The organism is Cupriavidus sp. KK10 (assembly GCF_018223725.1).
Classification (GTDB): domain Bacteria; phylum Pseudomonadota; class Gammaproteobacteria; order Burkholderiales; family Burkholderiaceae; genus Cupriavidus; species Cupriavidus necator.
This window is the reverse complement of sequence record NZ_CP073677.1, coordinates 288,981-304,368: the sequence shown is the minus strand read 5'-3', so window position 1 is coordinate 304,368 and position 15,388 is coordinate 288,981. Positions and strand designations below refer to the sequence as shown.

13 protein-coding genes are annotated in these 15,388 nt (G+C 66.0%); 3 read left to right on the top strand and 10 right to left on the bottom strand.

What is annotated here, in order from left to right:
- Positions 1-51: 51 nt before the first annotated feature.
- From KB879_RS01510 to KB879_RS01490, 5 genes are all read right to left on the bottom strand, one after another.
- On the bottom strand, positions 52-1,389 hold the full coding sequence (locus KB879_RS01510; protein ID WP_013955388.1) for an ABC transporter substrate-binding protein: 1,338 nt from the start codon (positions 1,387-1,389) through the stop codon (positions 52-54).
- 91 nt (positions 1,390-1,480) lie between these two features.
- The gene (locus KB879_RS01505) at positions 1,481-2,557 is read right to left on the bottom strand and encodes a branched-chain amino acid ABC transporter permease (RefSeq protein WP_013955387.1); all 1,077 of its coding nucleotides are present in this window, start codon (positions 2,555-2,557) and stop codon (positions 1,481-1,483) included.
- Positions 2,558-2,581: 24 nt separating this feature from the next.
- Positions 2,582-3,496: a branched-chain amino acid ABC transporter permease gene (locus KB879_RS01500; RefSeq protein ID WP_013955386.1), complete on the bottom strand. Its 915-nt coding sequence runs from the start codon at positions 3,494-3,496 to the stop codon at positions 2,582-2,584.
- 11 nt (positions 3,497-3,507) lie between these two features.
- On the bottom strand, positions 3,508-4,470 hold the full coding sequence (locus tag KB879_RS01495; RefSeq protein WP_153953265.1) for an ABC transporter ATP-binding protein: 963 nt from the start codon (positions 4,468-4,470) through the stop codon (positions 3,508-3,510).
- A gap of 14 nt (positions 4,471-4,484) precedes the next feature.
- Positions 4,485-6,443 carry a long-chain fatty acid--CoA ligase gene (locus tag KB879_RS01490; RefSeq protein WP_013955384.1) on the bottom strand — a complete coding sequence of 653 codons (1,959 nt, stop codon included), beginning with the start codon at positions 6,441-6,443 and terminating at the stop codon, positions 4,485-4,487.
- A 276-nt stretch (positions 6,444-6,719) separates the two neighbouring features.
- On the opposite strand from KB879_RS01490, the gene KB879_RS01485 reads away from it, so the two are divergent.
- Positions 6,720-7,388, top strand: coding sequence for a Crp/Fnr family transcriptional regulator (locus KB879_RS01485; RefSeq protein ID WP_013955382.1), 669 nt, complete (start codon positions 6,720-6,722; stop codon positions 7,386-7,388).
- A 1-nt stretch (position 7,389) separates the two neighbouring features.
- Positions 7,390-7,812 carry a DUF3293 domain-containing protein gene (locus KB879_RS01480; protein ID WP_211980591.1) on the top strand — a complete coding sequence of 141 codons (423 nt, stop codon included), beginning with the start codon at positions 7,390-7,392 and terminating at the stop codon, positions 7,810-7,812.
- A 47-nt stretch (positions 7,813-7,859) separates the two neighbouring features.
- Here KB879_RS01480 and KB879_RS01475 read toward each other — a convergent pair whose 3' ends face one another.
- The 5 genes from KB879_RS01475 to KB879_RS01455 all read right to left on the bottom strand — a co-directional run bounded on the left by KB879_RS01475 (position 7,860) and on the right by KB879_RS01455 (position 13,772).
- Positions 7,860-8,192 carry a hypothetical protein gene (locus KB879_RS01475; protein ID WP_013955380.1) on the bottom strand — a complete coding sequence of 111 codons (333 nt, stop codon included), beginning with the start codon at positions 8,190-8,192 and terminating at the stop codon, positions 7,860-7,862.
- A 183-nt stretch (positions 8,193-8,375) separates the two neighbouring features.
- Positions 8,376-9,230, bottom strand: coding sequence for a 3-hydroxybutyryl-CoA dehydrogenase (locus KB879_RS01470; RefSeq protein WP_153953181.1), 855 nt, complete (start codon positions 9,228-9,230; stop codon positions 8,376-8,378).
- A 52-nt stretch (positions 9,231-9,282) separates the two neighbouring features.
- On the bottom strand, positions 9,283-9,720 hold the full coding sequence (locus tag KB879_RS01465) for an HIT family protein (protein WP_013955378.1): 438 nt from the start codon (positions 9,718-9,720) through the stop codon (positions 9,283-9,285).
- Positions 9,721-9,861: 141 nt separating this feature from the next.
- Entirely contained in the window at positions 9,862-13,152 is a 3,291-nt protein-coding gene (gene icmF, locus KB879_RS01460; RefSeq protein ID WP_211980590.1) for a fused isobutyryl-CoA mutase/GTPase IcmF, read from the bottom strand.
- 281 nt (positions 13,153-13,433) lie between these two features.
- Positions 13,434-13,772 carry a DUF2917 domain-containing protein gene (locus KB879_RS01455; RefSeq protein ID WP_211980589.1) on the bottom strand — a complete coding sequence of 113 codons (339 nt, stop codon included), beginning with the start codon at positions 13,770-13,772 and terminating at the stop codon, positions 13,434-13,436.
- A 209-nt stretch (positions 13,773-13,981) separates the two neighbouring features.
- Here KB879_RS01455 and KB879_RS01450 point away from each other — a divergent pair, with 209 nt between their 5' ends.
- Positions 13,982-15,388 (top strand): PLP-dependent aminotransferase family protein, encoded by a 1,407-nt coding sequence (locus tag KB879_RS01450; RefSeq protein WP_013955375.1) that lies wholly within the window; start codon positions 13,982-13,984, stop codon positions 15,386-15,388.

The following is a 15,388-nucleotide window of genomic DNA, read 5'->3' as shown; positions in this document are numbered from 1 at the left end:
CTCTCCCGCAAGCGGGAGAGGGGAGAACCCAGTCGGGATTCGGGCGGCCTCTCAAGACTTCGAACAAGCCGGAGTAATCCCCTTCTCCTTCGCGTACTGCGCCGCCGTGGCCTTGAACAGCGGGTGGATCAGGCTCTTGTTGCCCTCGATCCAGTCCGACACCACCACCCACTTGGTGCCATCCCACTGCTGGATCTTGACCTTGCCCGAACCCTCGTGGTTGTCGCAGCTGGTCTTGATCTCGGGCAGCAGGCCGGTGGCGCCGAGTTGCTGCAGGCGCGCGTTGGTCAGGTTCAGGTTCTCGAAGGCCCAGCGCATCTGCTCGCCGGTCATGGGCTTGCCCTTGCCGAACTTGGCCTGTGCCACGCGCACCGCTTCCACCGTCACCACCGCCGCCGACACGCCGCGGTTGTACAGCACCGAACCCACCTTGTTCTTGTCCTGCATATTGCCCTTGCCGGCACCGTAGACCACCTTGTCGATATCGGCGATCAGCGGCACGTTGCGGCCCGCCACGTTCCAGGTGGCGCTCATGTAGCCCTTGGACGCATCACCCGCCGGCACCGTGTCTTCTTCCGAGCCGGCCCACCACGAGCCGATTATCTTGTCGCGCGCAAAGCCCACCTTCTGCGCGGCCTTCAGCGCGGTCTGGTTCATCACGCCCCAGCCCCAGAAGATCACGTAGTCGGGGTTCTCCTGGCGGATCTTCAGCCACTGCGCGCCCTGCTCGTTGCCCGGGTGCGCCACCGGGATCTCCACCAGGTTGAACTTGCCCAGCTTGGCCTCGGCCTGCAACGCCACGATCGGCTCCTTGCCATAGGCCGAGTCGTGGTACAGGTAGACGATCTTCTTGCCGGCCAGCGAGCCGCCGTTCTTCGAGGCCAGGTACTTGACGATGGCCGAGACCTGCATCTGGTACGTGGTCACCAGCGGGAACGCGTACGGGAACACCGAGCCATCCACCGCGTCGGTGCGGCCGTAGCCCATCATCACCAGCGGCACCTTGTCGGCGGCGGTCTTGTCGACCAGCGCGTACGAAATGCCGGTGGACATGGCGTGGTAGGCGGTGCCCTTGGTGGTGGCGTTCTTGGACTTCAGGCGTTCATAGCACTCCACGCCCTTGGCGTTGTTGTACTCGGTCTCGCACTCTTCCCACGACAGCTTGACGCCGTTGACGCCGCCTTCCTTCAGATTGACGTAGTTGAGGTAGTCGATGAAACCGCCATACCAGGACTGCCCGTTGGCGCCATACGGCCCCACGCGGTAGCTTGGCAGCGCCACGAACTGCTCATTGCTCTGCGCCATGGCCGGCGCCGCCGGCGCCAGCAGTGCCGCCGCGGCGCTGACCACCAGGGCGGCGCGTTGCACATTGCGAATCAGGTTGGTCATGACAGTCTCCATCGCCCTCAAGGGAGCGTTTCGTTATGCGTAAGCTTCAGAACTTCACACAGGAACTGCGGTAACACAGGCACCCCTCCCGTCAATGAGGGAACGGCCACAGCCTCAGCTTTTCCTTGGCGATCTGCCACAGCCGGGCCAGCCCGTGCGGCTCCACGATCAGGAAGAAGATGATCAGCCCGCCGAACACCATCAGCTGGATGTGCGACACGGTGGCATTGGTGAACGGCAGGTGCAGCAGCGCGGCCAGCGGCGGCAGCACGTTGTCCAGGAAGATCGGCAGCAGCAGGATGAAGGCCGCGCCCAGGAACGAGCCCAGGATGCTGCCCACGCCGCCGATGATGATCATGAACAGCACGCGGAACGACAGGTCCAGCGAGAAGCCGTCGGGCTCGACCGAGCCCAGGTAGCAGAACGCATACAGCGCGCCGGCCACGCCGCAGTAGAACGAGCTGACCGCGAACGCGAGCAGCTTGGTGCGCATCAGCGGGATGCCGATCACCTCGGCCGCCACGTCCATGTCGCGCACCGACATCCACGCGCGCCCGGTGGCCGAGCGCACCAGGTTCTTGGCGGCCAGCGCCAGCACCGTGACGATGGCCAGCACGAACAGGTACTTCTTCAGCGGGGTGTCGATGGCGACGCCGAACAGGTCCAGCCGCTGCGCCGTGATCACGCCCGACGAGCTGTTGTTGGAGAACCAGGGGAACTTGGTCAGCGCCCACACCACGAAGAACTGCGCCGCCAGCGTCGCCACGGCGAGGTAGAAGCCCTTGATGCGCAGCGACGGCAGGCCGAAGGCCACCCCCACCAGCGCCGCCGACAGCCCGGCCAGCAGGAATGACAGCAGCACCGGGATGCCTTCGATGCGCAGCTGGAAGTTGTAGGCCGCGTAGGCGCCCACGGCCATGAAGGCTGCGGTGCCGAGCGACAGCTGGCCGGCATAGCCGGTCAGGATATTAAGGCCCAGCGCCGCCAGCGAGAAAATCAGGAATGGGATCAGGATGGCCGAGAACCAGTACTCCGACCCGACGAACGGGATCGCCACGAAGGCCACGGCCATCAGCACGGCAAAGCCGATGCGGTCCTGGCGGATGGGGAAGATCTGGCTGTCGGCGACGTAGCTGGTCTTGAACTGGCCGGCTTCACGATAAAACATGGTAAGTCTCCTGTGCGAAGTCGGTCAGACGCGATCGATGTGTTTCTCGCCGAACAGCCCTTCGGGGCGGACCAGCAGGAACAGCAGGGCGAACACATACGGGAACCACCCTTCGATGCCGCCGAAGTTGCCCCCGAACATCGACTGGAACACCGGCGGGATATAGATCTCGGCCAGCTTCTCCGAGGCGCCGATGATCAGCCCGCCGACGATGGCGCCCGGCACCGAGGTGAAGCCGCCCAGGATCAGCACCGGCAGCGCCTTGAGCGCGGTCAGCGTGAGCGCGAACTGCACGCCATTGCGCGAGCCCCACAGCATGCCGGCCACCAGTGCAACGAAGCCTGCCACGCCCCAGACGATGGCCCAGATGTTCTGCAGCGGGATGCCCAGCGACAGCGCCGCCTGGTGGTCGTCGGCCACCGCGCGCAGCGCGCGGCCGACCTTGGTGTACTGGAAGAACAGCGCCAGCGATCCCACCAGGACGCCGGCGATGGCCGCCGCCGCGATGTCGAACTTGGACAGCACGATATTGAAGTTGGTCAGGATCGATTCGATCGGCTCGTCGACGATGCCCAGGTTGATCGGGCGCACTTCATTGCCGAACAGCAGCGGCCCCAGGCCTTCGAGGAAGAATGATAGCCCGATGGTCGCCATGAACAGCGTGATCGGCGGCTGGTTGACCAGCTTGCGCAGCACGAAGCGCTCGGTGCTCATGCCGACCAGGATCATCACCACGAAGGCGCCGATCACCGCGGCCCACATCGGCAGGCCCTTGTCCATCAGCCCCACCACCGCCAGCGCGGCGAAGTACACCATCGCGCCCTGCGCGAAGTTGAACACGCCTGAGGCCTTGTAGATCAGCACGAAGCCCAGCGCCACCAGCGAGTACATCAGGCCCGAGAGCAAGCCGCCGATCAGGATTTCAAAGAAGAACGTCATGGTTCAGAGCCTCAGTGCGAAGTGCCCAGGTACGCCTTGATCACGTCAGGGTTGCCCTTGACCTCGTCCGGCGTGCCGTCGCCGATCTTCTTGCCGTAGTCGAGCACCACCACGCGGTCGGAGATATCCATCACCACGCCCATGTCGTGCTCGATCAGCACTATGGTGGTGCCGAACTGCCGGTTCACATCCAGGATGAAGCGGCACATGTCCTGCTTCTCTTCCACGTTCATGCCGGCCATGGGCTCGTCCAGCAGCAGCATCGAGGGCTCGGCCGCGAGCGCGCGCGCCAGCTCCACGCGCTTCTGCAGGCCATACGGCAAGCGCCCCACCGGGGTCTTGCGGATCGACTGGATCTCGAGGAAGTCGATCACTTCCTCGACCTTCTGGCGATGGCGCATCTCTTCGTTGCGCGCCGGGCCCCACCACAGCGCGTGGGCGAAGAGCCCGGTGCGGAACTGCGTGTTGCGCCCGGTCATGATGTTGTCCAGCACCGTCATGCCCTTGAACAGCGCGATGTTCTGGAAGGTGCGCGCAATGCCCTGGCGCGCCGCGGCGGTCGGGTGCATCTGCTTGCGCTCCTCGCCGCGGAACACGATGCGTCCCTGCTGCGGGTGGTAGACGCCGTTGATCACGTTGAGCATCGAGCTCTTGCCGGCGCCGTTGGGGCCGATGATGGCGCGCACCTCGTGCTCGCACACATCGAACGAGATATCGGTCAGCGCCTTGACCCCGCCGAACGACAGCGAGATATGCTGCAGGTCCAGGATCACCTCGCCGCCGGTGCGCGCCTGCTCGCCGGTGCGCTGTGCGCGCTGCGTGCCGGGATGCGCGCCGCTGTCATCCGCCAGACCCGCGGGAGACATCGGGCCTGCCGGGGCGATCGCGCCGCCGCTGCCCGTGCCGCTGGCATCCGTGCGTGCCGTCCCCGCCCATTCGCGCTGCCCCGGGCCTTGCCAGGCTACTTGCGTCATCTTGCTGCCCTCGCTCATGCCGCGCGCGCCGCCACAGGCAGGCGCTTCGCATTGACCAGCTTCAGCGTGGCCGACACGCTGCCCTCGCGTCCGTCTTCAAACTTGACGCGCGTCTCGATGAACTGCTCGGACTTGCCCGCATAGAGCGCCTCCACCAGCACGCCGTATTTGTCGGCGATAAAGCCGCGGCGCACCTTGCGCGTGCGCGTGAGCTCGTCGTCGTCCGGATCCAGTTCCTTGTGGAGGACCAGGAAGCGTGCCACCTGCGATCCGGCCAGCATCGGGTCGTTGGCCAGGTCGGCATTCACCTGGTTCACGCACTCGCCGATCATTTCCAGCACGTCGGGCTGCGCGGCCAGGTCGACATAGCCGGCATACGGCAGGTGGCGGCGCTCGGCCCAGTTGCCCACGGCCTCGAAGTCGATGTTGATAAAGGCGCAGACCTGGTCGCGGTCGCTGCCGAAGGCCACCGCTTCCTTGATGTACGGGAAGAACTTGAGCTTGTTCTCGATGTACTTGGGCGCGAACATCGAGCCATCGGCCAACTTGCCCACGTCCTTGGCGCGGTCGATGATCTTCAGGTGGCCGTCGGCGTCGATCACACCGGCGTCCCCGGTCATGAAGTAGCCCTCGTCGTTGATGGCCTCGCGCGTGGCGTCGTCGCGCTTGTAGTAGGACTTGAGCAGGCCCACGCCGCGCACCAGCACCTCGCCGTTGTCGGCGATGCGGATTTCCATGCCGGGCGCGGCCGGCCCTACGGAATCGAACTTGACCTTGCCGTCCGGCTGCAGGCACACATAGGCGCAGGTCTCGGTCTGGCCGTAGAACTGCTTCAGGTTCACGCCGATCGAGCGGTAGAAGCGGAACAGGTCCGGTCCGATCGCCTCGCCCGCGGTATAGCCCACGCGGATGCGGCTCATGCCCAGCACATTGCGCAGCGGGCCGTAGACCAGCACTTCGCCCAGGGCGTAGCGCGCGCGGTCCGCGAGCGATACCGGCTGGCCGTCAAGGATATCGGTGCCGCAGCGCTTCGCCACATCCATGGCCCAGTGGAACAGCTTGCGCTTGATCCAGCCGGCATCCTCCATGCGGATCATCACCTGCGTCAGCAGCCCTTCATAGATGCGCGGCGGCGCAAAGTAGTAGGTGGGGCCGATCTCGCGCAGGTCGGTCATCACCGTTTCGCGCGATTCCGGGCAGTTCACCGTGAAGCCCGCCACCATCGCCTGCGCGTAGGAGAACAGGTTGTCGCCCACCCATGCCATCGGCAGGTAGGACAGCACGTCGTCGTCAGCGCTCAGCTTGTCGAAGGCGCAGCCGTTGCGCGCCGCGCCGATCAGGCCGTAGTGCGAATGGCATACGCCCTTGGGCTTGCCGGTAGTGCCCGACGTATAGAGGATGATCGCGGTGTCGTCGGGCTGGCCGGCGGCGATGGCCTCGTCATAGAAGCCCGGGTGCGCTTGGTCGAACTCGCGGCCCAGTTCCTGCAGCCGTTCATAAGACATCAGCGACGGGTGGTCGTAGTCCATCAGGCCGCGCGGGTCTTCAAAGATGACGTGGCGCACGGCGCGGCCGGACTCGGCCAGCTGCGCCTCCACTTCCAGCAGCTTGTCGACCTGCTCCTGGTCCTCGACGATGGCGAACTCGATTTCCGCATCGTTGAGCACGTAGACCATCTCGTTGGCGATGGCGTCCTGGTACAGCGGCACCGGCACGCCGCCCAGCGCCTGCGCCGCGGTCATGGCCCAGTACAGCCGCGGGCGGTTGTCGCCCACCACCGCCAGGTTCATGCCGCGCCTGAAGCCGAGCGCGGCCAGCCCGCAAGCCAGCGCCCTCACCTGCTGGGCCGCCTGGGCCCAGCTGTATGTCTGCCAGATGCCGAGATCCTTCTCGCGGTGAGCCGGATGATCCGGCCGCTGCTGGGCGTGCGCCAGCAGCCATCGCGGGAAGGTCGTCGCCGACGATTCCTGCATCGCTGTCTCCTGTCCCTCCGGCGTGGGGATCCACGCCCGGTGTCAAGCGCCGGTCCGGTCGTTATACTTGGCTTGCTTTGCCCGGCAGCAATTGCCGCCCGGCATCAAGCCCGGTGTGCCTTGCATCAGGCCGCCGGGAAGGCTTGCGCCTTGCCCCGGCGTGCCGCTGGTGGCACCCGCGGTTCCGTTGTGATCGTACGATAGCCCATGCCAACAACCCCGGTTGTCACGCCGGTGACAATTCCGGGTTAATCCCTACGGGAGCTTCTGCAGGCCATGCTGAACGATTTTGTCGACCGCTGCGTATGGGCAGCAGACCTGAGCCCCGAGCAGCGCGAACGCGTGCGCCGCGCCATGTTCGTGCACGAGTACACCCAGGGCGACTACGTCTGTCACAAGGGTGACATGGCTGAGCACTGGATGGGCGTGCTCGAAGGCATCGTCAAGATCACCACGGTGTCGCCCTCGGGCAAGTCGGTCACCTTCACCGGCGTGCCCACCGGCGGCTGGTTCGGCGAAGGCGCGGTGCTCAAGTCGGAAATCCGCAAGTACGACGTGATGGCGCTGCGCCGCTCGACCATCGCCTTCCTGCCGCGCGACACTTTTCTGTGGTTGCTGGATACCAGCCTGCCGTTCACGCGCTTCCTGCTGACGCAGTTCAACGAACGCCTGGGACAGTTCATCGCGGCGGTGGAATATGAACGGCTGCTCGACATCGATTCGCGCGTGGCGCGCGCGGTGTCGTCGCTGTTCAATGAGCACCTGTATCCGGGGATCGGCACGACGCTGGAGATCTCGCAGGAAGAGATCGGCCTGCTTGCAGGCATTTCGCGCCAGCGCGCCAACCAGGCGCTCAAGGTGCTGGAACAGCAGGGCCTGGTGCGGGTGGACTACGGCGTGATCGAGGTGCTGGACCTGGAGGGGTTGCGCCAGTACGGCGAATAACATGGCCAGCGCCATCGATGCCGCCACGCTGCAGGCCTATCGCGAGACGCATTACCGCGTGCTGGGCGACCTGCCGATGATATTGCTGGTAGACCAACCCAGCGCCCCGCTGGCGGCGCTGCACCGCGCGCTGGGCGTGGCATCGAGCGCCTTCATTACCGCCGCCAACCCGTTCAGCCTGCGCTGCGACGACGACGCCAACGCACGGCGCCAGCAGGCGCTGGCGCGGGACGTGGCAAAGATGGGGTTGCGCGCAATCGAAGCCGCCGGCGAGCATCCTGCCAACGGCTGGCCGGCAGAGCCGAGCTTCCTGGTGCCGGGGCTGTCGCTGGAGGATGCCCGGGCACTCGGCGAGAAATACGAACAGAACGCGGTGGTCTGGAGCGGCGCGGACGCGGTGCCGCGTCTGGTGCTGCTGCGCTGAACGCCGCGACGCGCCGCGTCGTGGCGACGCGTCAGCCGGCGAGAGGGTCAGTGGCCGTGGCCGCGGTGCCCGTGCCCATGGCCGTGGCCGCGCCCGTAATGGCGATCGTAGTCCCGATAGTGATGAGAGTGGTGATGCCGCCCGCGCCACTCACCGCGGCCATACCAGCGGCGTCCGTCCCAATAGCGGTCGCCATGCCAGCCGTGGTAGCGCGGCGCATAGACCACGGGCGGCGGAGGCGCCACATACACAGGGGCCGGGGCCACATAGACCGGCGCGCCGACCTGCACGCCCACATCCACATGAGCCATCGCCGAACGGGCCGCCAGCAGGGACATTGCGCCCGCGAGCAGCGCAGCAAAGAGAATCGGGTGAGCCATGGAACTTGTCTTGTCGTAAACGGAACGGTGCACTCTACCGCGCATTCCTGTTACCGGATGCGGCGGAGTGTTTCGGCATATAACGCCGTGTAAGCGGGATTTGGCGGCGACCGGAACCGGCACCGGAAAAAGCGGCGGCCGCCCGCAGGCGGCCGCCGTGCCACGCAGCAAGTGCCGGGAAGCTTACTTGCTATAGACGTACACGCCGCGGCCGGTCTTGCGGCCCAGGTAGCCGGCAGCCACCATCTCACGCATCAGCATCGCCGGGCGGTACTTCGGATCGGCAAACTCCGTGTACAGCACTTCCATCACGGCCAACATGGTGTCCAGGCCGATCATGTCAGCCAGCGCCAGCGGGCCGATCGGGTGGTTGCAGCCCAGCTTCATGCCTTCATCGATCTCTTCCGGCGAGGCCAGGCCTTCGCCCAGCACGCAGAAGGCCTCGTTGATCATCGGGCACAGGATGCGGTTGACGACGAAGCCCGGGCTGTTCCTGACCGTGATCGGGTACTTGCCGAGCTGCTTCGACAGGGCCTCGACGGCGGCATGGGTGGTGTCGCTGGTCTGCAGGCCGCGGATCAGTTCCACCAGCGCCATCACCGGCACCGGGTTGAAGAAGTGCATGCCGATAAAGCGGTCGGCGCGCGAGGTCACGGCGGCCAGCTTGGTGATCGAGATCGACGAGGTGTTGGACGCGATGATCACGTTCTCGCCGACGATGCTGTCGATCTGCTTGAGAATCTTGACCTTCAGGTCGTAGTTCTCGGTCGCGGCCTCGATCACGATATCAGTGGCCTTGAGATCGTCGTACGAGGTGCTGCCCTTGATGCGCGCCAGCGCGCTGGCCTTGTCGGCCTCGGTCAGCTTTTCCTTCTTGATCAGCCGGTCCAGGCTGCCCGCCACGGTGGCAACACCCTTCTGCACGGCGGCATCGCTGATGTCGACCATCACCACGTTGAGACCTACCACTGCGCAGGCCTGGGCGATGCCATTGCCCATGGTGCCGGCACCGACGATGCCCACTGTCCTGATGCTCATCTTGTCTTCCTCTGCTTGGTTGGATTGCTGATAAATCGGTTCAGGCGCGGGTTCAGGCGCCCTGCTCGCGCAGCGCGGCAATGATGCGCTCGGCATGACCCTTGAGCTGTTCCGGGTCCTGCATCTCGCGCGCGTGGCCGCGCAGGGCACTGTCGGCATAGCGCGGCACGATATGGAAATGCACGTGCGGCACGGTCTGGCCCGCGGCCGCGCCGTTGAACTGGCCGATGGAGATGCCGTCGGGCGCAAACGCCGCGCGCACCGCGCGCGCCACCCGCTGCGTGGCAACGATGGCGGCCTGCGCGCCCTGCTCGGACAGGTCGAACAGGTTGACCGCGGCTTCCTTGGGCACCACCAGCGTATGGCCGTCGGCCTGCGGCATGATGTCCATGAAGGCGATGGTGTCGTCGTCCTCGTAGACCTTGATGCACGGCAGCTCGCCGCGCAGGATCTTCGCGAAGATATTGGTCGGGTTGTACTGGGTGTCCATGATCTTTGGCTTGCTTTGTCTCGAATACGTTTGCCGTGGCGCGGGCGCCGGCACAGCCTTCGAGTGTAACGCAGGGCGGCCCTTCACTGCGGCCGCCCTGCGCGGTAATCGGGCACTGCTTGCTACGCGGTGCCGCCGGCTCTACATATTGCGCCGGTATTGCCCGCCCACCTCGAACAGCGCGTGCGTGATCTGCCCCAGCGAGCAAACCCGCACTGCGTCCATCAGCACCGCGAATACGTTCTGGTTGTCGATCACCGCCTGGCGCAACTGCGCCAGCATGGCCGGGGCCTCGGCCGCATGGGCCTGCTGGAACGCCTGCAGGCGGTCGAGCTGGCTCTGCTTCTCGGCCTCGCTGGAGCGCGCCAGTTCCAGCTTCTGCGGGGTCGGGTCGCCGTCCGGGTTGCGGAACGTGTTCACGCCGATGATGGGCAGCGTGCCGTCGTGCTTGAGCTGCTCGTAGTAGAGCGACTCTTCCTGGATCTTGCCGCGCTGGTAGCCGGTCTCCATCGCGCCCAGCACGCCGCCGCGCTCGGCGATGCGCTCGAACTCCTGCAGCACCGCCTCTTCCACCAGGTCGGTCAGCTCTTCGATCAGGAAGCTGCCCTGGTTGGGGTTCTCGCATTTGGCCACGCCCCACTCGCGGTTGATGATCAGCTGGATCGCCAGCGCGCGGCGCACCGACTCGCCGGTGGGCGTGGTGATGGCCTCGTCGTAGGCGTTGGTGTGCAGCGAATTGCAGTTGTCGTAGATCGCGATCAGCGCCTGCAGCGTGGTGCGGATATCGTTGAAGTCGATCTCCTGCGCATGCAGCGAGCGGCCCGAGGTCTGAATGTGGTACTTGAGCTTCTGGCTGCGCTCGTTGGCGCCGTACTTGTCGCGCATGGTCACGGCCCAGATGCGGCGCGCCACGCGGCCCAGCACGCTGTACTCGGGGTCCATGCCGTTGGAGAAGAAGAACGACAGGTTGGGCGCGAAATCATCGATATGCATGCCGCGCGCCAGGTACGCCTCCACATAGGTGAAGCCGTTGGACAGCGTGAACGCCAGCTGCGAGATCGGGTTCGCGCCGGCCTCGGCGATGTGGTAGCCGGAGATCGACACCGAGTAGAAGTTGCGCACCTGGTGGTGGACAAAGTACTCCTGGATATCGCCCATCACCTTGAGCGAGAACTCGGTGGAGAAGATGCAGGTGTTCTGGCCCTGGTCTTCCTTGAGGATGTCCGCCTGCACCGTGCCGCGCACGTTCTGCAGCACCCAGGCGCGGATCTTGGCTTCCTCGTCTGCGGTGGGCTCGCGCTGGTTGTCGGCGCGGAACTTGTCGAGCTGCTGGTCGATGGCGGTGTTCATGAACATCGCCAGGATGGTCGGGGCCGGGCCGTTGATGGTCATCGACACCGAGGTGCTCGGGCTGGTCAGGTCGAAGCCGTCGTACAGCACCTTCAGGTCGTCGAGCGTGGCGATCGACACGCCGGAGTTGCCGACCTTGCCGTAGATGTCGGGGCGCACGTGCGGGTCTTCGCCATACAGCGTGACCGAGTCGAACGCCGTCGACAGGCGCTTGGCATCCATGCCTTCGGACACCAGCTTGAAGCGGCGGTTGGTGCGGAAGGCATCGCCCTCGCCGGCGAACATGCGCGTGGGGTCCTCGTTCTCGCGCTTGAAGGCGAACACGCCGGCGGTGTAGGGGAAGCTGCCGGGCACGTTCTCGCGCATCAGCCACTTCAGCACCTCGCCGTCATCCTCGAAGCGCGGCAGCACCACCTTGCGCACCTTGGTGCCGGACAACGTGGTGGTGACCAGCCCCGTGCGGATCTCCTTGTCGCGGATCCTGACCACGTATTCGTCGCCGCTGTAGGCTTCGCGCATCTGGGGCCACATCGCCAGCAGCTTGCGTTCGACCTGGCCCAGCGCGCTGTCGCGTTCGGCGGCCAGCGCGTCCAGCGCCGCGCCATCGCCTTGCGCGGCCTGCAGCATGCGGCTCGATTCACGCAGCTGCTGGCGCTCGCGCGCCAGGCGGCTTTGCGTCATCACGCGGCGGTGGTAGCCGCGCACCGTGTCTGCCAGTTCCGCCAGGTAGCGGCTGCGCGCCGGCGGCACGATCACATTCTGGCCGGTGGAGATGCGCCCCGCCTGCGCCGGCAGCACGCCCGGCTGCAGCTTCAGGCCGCGTTCGGCCAGCGCCGCGCGCAGTCCCTGGTACAGCATGGTCACGCCATCGTCATTGAAGCGCGACGCCTGCGTGCCGTACACCGGCATGTCCTCGGCCTTGCCGTGCCATTGCTCGCGGTTGCGCTGCACCTGCTTGGCCACATCGCGCCACGCGTCCTGCGCGCCCTTGCGGTCGAACTTGTTGATGGCGACGAAGTCGGCAAAGTCCAGCATGTCGATCTTCTCGAGCTGACTGGCCGCGCCGAACTCGGGCGTCATCACATAGAGCGACAGGTCGACGTGCGGCACAATGGCTGCATCGCCCTGACCGATGCCCGAGGTCTCGACGATCACCAGGTCGAAACCGGCCACCTTGCACGCGGCGATCACGTCCGGCAGCGCCTGCGAGATCTCCGAGCCCGCCTCGCGCGTCGCCATCGAGCGCATGAAGATGTTCGGGTGGTTGATCGCGTTCATGCGGATGCGGTCGCCCAGCAGCGCGCCGCCAGACTTGCGCCGCGACGGGTCGATCGAGATCACGGCGATGGAGAGCGCATCCTGCTGGTCCAGCCGGAAGCGGCGGATCAGTTCGTCGGTCAGTGACGACTTGCCGGCGCCGCCGGTGCCGGTGATGCCGAGCACCGGAATCGATGCCTGCTTTGCCTGCGCATGCATCGCGCCCACCAGCGCGGGATCGGCCTTGCCGTTCTCCAGCGCGGTGATCAGCTGGGCCAGCGCGCGGCGATCGCCACGGGCAACGGGTTCCAACGTGGCCGGCGCATAGCGCGACAGGTCGATGTCGCAGCGCTGCACCATGTCGGCAATCATGCCGGCCAGGCCCATGCGCTGGCCGTCCTCGGGGCTGAAGATGCGCGCCACGCCGTAGGCCTGCAGCTCGCGGATCTCGTCCGGCACGATCACGCCGCCGCCGCCGCCAAAGACCTGAATGTGCTCGCCGCCCTTCTCGCGCAGCAGGTCGACCATGTACTTGAAGAACTCGACATGTCCCCCCTGGTAGCTGGAAATCGCGATGCCCTGCGCGTCTTCCTGCAGCGCCGCCGTCACCACTTCCTCGACCGAGCGGTTGTGGCCGAGGTGGACCACCTCGCAGCCATGCGACTGCAGGATGCGGCGCATGATGTTGATCGAGGCGTCATGGCCATCGAACAGCGACGCCGCCGTGACAAAGCGCACCTTGTTGACCGGACCGCGGCCTTGCACAGTGGGCTTGGGCTGGGGCGCACCGCGGCGCACATCATGCACATCGGAAAGGTCGGTCATTGTCTCCACCGTTTCTGGTGTTGGCTGCTGCCGCGGCGTGCGCCGGACGTGCCGTTTTGTGCCGGCTTGGCTGCAAATGCGCGGGCTGCGCCCCGGGTCGGGGCCGATCGATTATATGAAGTTGACGTTAACGTAAAGCAATGGGGCGGAACCCCGATACCGGCGTGCGTGGGGCGGGGCAGTCCTTATAGAGTAGGCGCCCGCGGCAGGCGCCGCGCAAGCCCCCGGGCAAACAAAAGGCCACCCGCAGGTGGCCGTTCCGGCACAGCGTGAGTGGCCGCTCAGGCCCAGATCCTCGGGCACTCCCCGAACGCATCGGTGCTGTGCTCCTCCACCCGGTGCCGCATCGCCCGCAGCCACGCCGCCAGCCGCCGCAGCGACCACGGCGCCGGCACCTGGGCCAGCGCGAAGCGCGCGCCCGCGCCATCGCCCGACAGCCACACCCGGTAGCCCTCCGGCAACGGCAGTTCGGCGCCCGGCTCCAGCCAGATGTCAGTGGGATTGCCTTCCACCGTCACCCACAGCTTGCCCACCGCCGCGCAGACGGTCTGCCCGTAACCGGCGCGCCAGCTCACTGGCTGTCCGGGCTCGTCCAGTTCGAAAGTCCGTAGTTCGCGCATGTCGCACTCCTCATCAGCCCGGCGGTCTGGTCCGGTGCCGACTCCTGGACGCCGAATGACCACAGGAGCCGGCGCCTTTCTCCGCCATGCTTCCATTATTCGCATCCCTCACTACAATCCCATGTACAGTTGTGAACAGTTTTCGATGAACTGTTCAGTAGTTTTCCCTGACAGTTGCGTCCTCCGGTTTCCCCCGGCTGCCCTGCCTTATGAAACTAATCTTAGATGCTTCTACCGGAATTCCACTGACCGATCAGATCGTCAACGGCGTGAAGTCGTGGATCGGCAACCGCGAGGCTCGGCCCGGCGCAAAGCTGCCGTCGATCCGTCAGCTGGCAGCCGCGAACGGCATCAGCCGCTTCCCGGTGATCGAAGCCTATGACCGGCTGGTATCGCAGGGGCTGCTGGATTCGCGCCAGGGTTCTGGCTTCTATGTGGCGGACAGTCCGCTGGCGGGGCGCTCAGCGTGCGGCTGGTCGGATCCGAGCCTGGCCGAGGATCTTTCCGACCACATCCTCGAGCAGTTCAACCACCCCAGCGGCACGCTCAAGCTGGCCGGCGGCTTTGTGCCGGAAACCTGGCGCGACGTTGAGGGGCTGACGCAGGCGATCCGCGCGATCTCGCGCAACGAGATCGACAGCGTGATCCACTACGCCACGCCGATGGGGCATCCGGAACTGCGCCGCCAGGTGTTGCTGCGCGTGCGCCAGTTGGGCATCGCCGCCGAACTGCCGCAAGTGCTGATCACCACCGGTGCCAGCCAGGCGCTGGACCTGGTGGTGCGCCACCTGCTCAAGCCCGGCGATACGGTGTTCGTGGAAGATCCCGGCTACTACAACCTGTTCGGCCTGCTGCGGCTGCATGGGGTGCAACTGGTGGGCGTGCCGCACACGGCCAACGGGCCCGACCCAGACGCCACCGAGGCGCTGCTGCGCCAGCACAAGCCCAAGCTGTTCTTCACCAACAGCGTGCTGCAGAACCCGACCGGGTCGACGCTGGCGCCACCGGTGGCATTCCGGCTGCTGGAGCTGGCGCGCCGGCATGGCTTCCGCTTTGTCGAGGACGACATCTTCTCGGACTTCCAGACCCACTTCACCGACCGACTGGCCACGCTGGACCAGCTTGAGCACGTGATCTACATCGGCGGCTTTTCCAAGACGGTGTCGGCCTCGCTGCGGGTCGGCTACCTGGTGGCCGACAAGGCGCTGGTCAAGGACCTGGTCGATGTGAAGGTGCTGACCAGCGTGGCCGGCTCGCACTTCGCCGAGGCGGTGACGGCGGCGCTGCTGGAACGCGGCGGCTACCGCAAATATGTGGAGCGGCTGCGCCTGCGCGTGCGCGAGGCCTCCGCCAATGCCGTGCGGCAGCTGACCGGCAACGGCTGGGAGGTGTTCTGCCAGCCGTCCGGCGGCAACTTCCTGTGGGCACGCCCGCCCGGCATCGAGGATTCGCGCGAACTGGTGACGCTGGGCGAGGCATACGGCGTGACGCTGGCCCCAGGCAACTACTTCCGCCCGGGCGGCGAGACCTCGGCATGGATCCGGATCAACGCCGCCTACGCCAACGAGCCGCGCGCGGTGGCCTTCATGAAGGCCGCGGCCGGGCGCGGCAGCTGA

Bases quoted from the DNA above. Each gene is read 5' to 3' on its own strand.
- KB879_RS01510 (WP_013955388.1), bottom strand. From the start codon at position 1,389: ATGACCAACCTGATTCGCAATGTGCAACGCGCCGCCCTGGTGGTCAGC.
- KB879_RS01505 (WP_013955387.1), bottom strand. From the start codon at position 2,557: ATGTTTTATCGTGAAGCCGGCCAGTTCAAGACCAGCTACGTCGCCGAC.
- KB879_RS01500 (WP_013955386.1), bottom strand. From the start codon at position 3,496: ATGACGTTCTTCTTTGAAATCCTGATCGGCGGCTTGCTCTCGGGCCTG.
- KB879_RS01495 (WP_153953265.1), bottom strand. From the start codon at position 4,470: ATGACGCAAGTAGCCTGGCAAGGCCCGGGGCAGCGCGAATGGGCGGGG.
- KB879_RS01490 (WP_013955384.1), bottom strand. From the start codon at position 6,443: ATGCAGGAATCGTCGGCGACGACCTTCCCGCGATGGCTGCTGGCGCAC.
- KB879_RS01485 (WP_013955382.1), top strand. From the start codon at position 6,720: ATGCTGAACGATTTTGTCGACCGCTGCGTATGGGCAGCAGACCTGAGC.
- KB879_RS01480 (WP_211980591.1), top strand. From the start codon at position 7,390: ATGGCCAGCGCCATCGATGCCGCCACGCTGCAGGCCTATCGCGAGACG.
- KB879_RS01475 (WP_013955380.1), bottom strand. From the start codon at position 8,192: ATGGCTCACCCGATTCTCTTTGCTGCGCTGCTCGCGGGCGCAATGTCC.
- KB879_RS01470 (WP_153953181.1), bottom strand. From the start codon at position 9,230: ATGAGCATCAGGACAGTGGGCATCGTCGGTGCCGGCACCATGGGCAAT.
- KB879_RS01465 (WP_013955378.1), bottom strand. From the start codon at position 9,720: ATGGACACCCAGTACAACCCGACCAATATCTTCGCGAAGATCCTGCGC.
- icmF (WP_211980590.1), bottom strand. From the start codon at position 13,152: ATGACCGACCTTTCCGATGTGCATGATGTGCGCCGCGGTGCGCCCCAG.
- KB879_RS01455 (WP_211980589.1), bottom strand. From the start codon at position 13,772: ATGCGCGAACTACGGACTTTCGAACTGGACGAGCCCGGACAGCCAGTG.
- KB879_RS01450 (WP_013955375.1), top strand. From the start codon at position 13,982: ATGAAACTAATCTTAGATGCTTCTACCGGAATTCCACTGACCGATCAG.